Annotated in this window: 2 protein-coding genes; both read left to right on the plus strand. The window is 34.0% G+C overall.

The window, feature by feature from the left end; genetic code table 11:
- Positions 1-115: 115 nt before the first annotated feature.
- Positions 116-1234, plus strand: a complete 1119-nt coding sequence (locus K5G00_RS29140) for a hypothetical protein (RefSeq protein WP_238770095.1) — start codon at positions 116-118, stop codon at positions 1232-1234.
- A gap of 181 nt (positions 1235-1415) precedes the next feature.
- A complete protein-coding gene (locus K5G00_RS29145) occupies positions 1416-2090 on the plus strand; it encodes a hypothetical protein (RefSeq protein ID WP_238770097.1) in 675 nt (224 codons plus the stop codon).
- Positions 2091-2212 lie beyond the last annotated feature (122 nt).

The following is a 2212-nucleotide window of genomic DNA, read 5'->3' on the forward strand; positions in this document are numbered from 1 at the left end:
CGGTGGTTTTCGAGCCGCGGATTCTCGCATGAACGTCACGTCCTACCGGACGCTGACGCTCACCGAAATCCGCTCCGCAACTTACACCAACCGTTGGCAGCAAGTTTAAAAAAAGATGAAAAAGCAACTTCGAAAACCAGAAAATTGGCAAGACTTTGAAAGTCTATGCAAAATTCTTTGGGGAGAAATATGGAATTGTCCAGAGATTAAAAAAAATGGTAGAACAGGACAAGCTCAACATGGAGTTGATGTTTACGGAACTCCTCAATGGGAAACTGAATATTACGGCATTCAGTGCAAAGGGAAAGATGATTATACAAATTCAGAGTTGAAAGAAAATGAAGTTGACGAAGAAATAGAAAAAGCCAAGAAGTTCAAACCAAAATTAAAGAAGTTCTATTTTGCGACAACCGCAAATAAGGATGCAAAAATTGAAGAGTATATAAGATTGAAAGACGAAAATTCTCGAAAAAATGGAGGATTCGAAATTCATCTTTTTTCTTGGGAAGACATCGTTGATTTAATTGACGAAAATAAAAGAACCCATGATTGGTATGTAAATAATATAGGTTATAAAACAAAATACGATATTAATGTAACCTTTGACAATGGAGAAAATGAGTTAGAGTTTACCCCAATTTTAATTAAAAATCATGTCAAATATCGCACAATTAAAAAAGAACAAAGCAGCTTTGGTTTTGGACTACCTCAATATTCGGTTGACCAAAATCGTGAAACGAGATTAAAACTACTTTTTGAGCCTGAACCAGTAAGATATTTCATAAATGGTGAAACATTTAATAAAAGCTCCTGTGTTTTTGCATTAATTATTGAGAATATTGGAAATATTCAAATTGAGAATTTTAAAATGTACATAAATTTTCCTGCCGATAATATTGATGTTGATATAGTAAGAAAACAAAGGAAATTTTTGGACTCAATTAAATATTCCTATAACACATTGATGTATAGAGATTCCAATGATTGTGTTTTTGAGCCCTTAGAGCAAGTTTTAGTACAAACAGACAGAATTATGACAGATAAAATTTGTTTAAGACCCAATATAGAAGGCACACAAGAAATATTACTTGAGTATGAATTTGTTGCAAAAGACTTCAATAAAAAAGGAGAATTAAAAATTAAATTAAATACAGAGATAATTGAAAAAGATTCAATTGAAGAAACTGAAATTGAAAGAAATAATGAAATTCGATTGGAAAATTGTTTAGAATAAAAACCAGCTGCCAACAAATTGTATATGGCAGGCGGGGGTTTTAGCGGTCTGACAAGTCAGACCTTGCGCCCACTTTCCTGCGGGTCTGACAGGATTTCTTTTCGAAATCCCGCCCGACCACATACAAGTGACCGTTATGGGCAATTATAAAATACTGAACCGAATACTAAGATTTTAAATAATGATAAATCATAAATTACTTTTTAATCTAATTTATTCATTGACATTAATGACTGTTTTTAATACACCTGTTTTATACGGACAATCAAATTCGGTTATAGGACTGACAGTAGATTTTAAAGCTCCAAAAGGACCGGCTGAGAATGCAGATAGAATCTATTTTATAAAATTACAGGAGGACACAAATAACCTTAAAGTTGATAGTGTTATACAATCAAACTTTCAAATGGACAATCAAATTTATTTAACTGACATCAATCCTGGCAAATATGCGATTGTTGCTATCGGAAAGAAAAAAATACTCCCTATTTATGGACTGACTGAATTGACGACCTTCTTTTCAAAAGAATTGGTTAAAGAGAATATCGTGACGGTGGATTCTAACGATTTCGTATATATGGGGAACTACTCCTTAACGACAAAAATGATGGTGTCAAATAAAAAATCGGACGATATCCAATTGCATTATTTTAAATTAATTACGGGCAATGAAAGTGTGCCTCGCTATATGCGTCAGGTTTCTCTTGATACTTGGTTTTATAAAGCAACCCCTGAAAATCTTAAAATTGAAATGACAGACAAACATAATTTTTTAATGGAAGCTTTAAACCACTTTCAAGGATTAGAACAAAATGAAATTATTAGGACAGAAATGGAAAAAAATAACTGCCCATAACACGTGGTATAAGGCATGGCTGGGTTTGTGCGGATTCGACAAGTCGAATCTCGTCCCAACCTCAGTTTCGGTCGGACACTCAGACTCTCGTCTGACCGCCACGACCTCATACCACCACCGTT

This window comes from Maribellus maritimus, assembly GCF_022267315.1.
In the GTDB taxonomy this organism is placed as follows: Bacteria; Bacteroidota; Bacteroidia; order Bacteroidales; family Prolixibacteraceae; genus Draconibacterium; species Draconibacterium maritimum.

Excerpts from the sequence above, each read along its gene's own strand:
- K5G00_RS29140 (WP_238770095.1), top strand. The coding sequence starts at position 116 with ATGAAAAAGCAACTTCGAAAACCAGAAAATTGGCAAGACTTTGAAAGT.
- K5G00_RS29145 (WP_238770097.1), top strand. The coding sequence starts at position 1,416 with ATGATAAATCATAAATTACTTTTTAATCTAATTTATTCATTGACATTA.